Origin of the sequence: Phosphitispora fastidiosa, assembly GCF_019008365.1 — a bacterium.
Classification (GTDB): domain Bacteria; phylum Bacillota; class Thermincolia; order Thermincolales; family UBA2595; genus Phosphitispora; species Phosphitispora fastidiosa.
In genome coordinates this window covers 1-254 of record NZ_JAHHUL010000175.1, presented here as the reverse complement: position 1 = coordinate 254, position 254 = coordinate 1, and the positions used below count along the sequence as shown (strand labels likewise).

1 protein-coding gene is annotated in these 254 nt (G+C 52.8%); it reads right to left on the bottom strand.

Annotation, left to right across the window (positions count from 1 at the left end):
- The coding region (locus tag Ga0451573_RS19400; RefSeq protein ID WP_231685837.1) for a hypothetical protein at positions 1 to 254 on the bottom strand (254 nt) is incomplete at both ends.

Here is a 254-nt window from a genome sequence, read left to right as displayed (position 1 = left end):
CGAGAATATAGCCTTCCGACAATGTTTCAGATGGATTGAGGTTGGCGGTATTACAGCCGGCAAGCCCTACGACAAAAAACAGAGTTCCGGCGAGAAGATATTCCCGGGAACGATCGGCCTTGAAAATCCGCTGCAACAACGACATCTCCATTTCAATAGTGGGGCCACGTCTTTCGCTGCCCGCAGAACTTCGGTAAACCACCTTGAAGTCCGATGCAACCGGCGACTCGTGTTGCGGCCCGACCCAAGTGAAA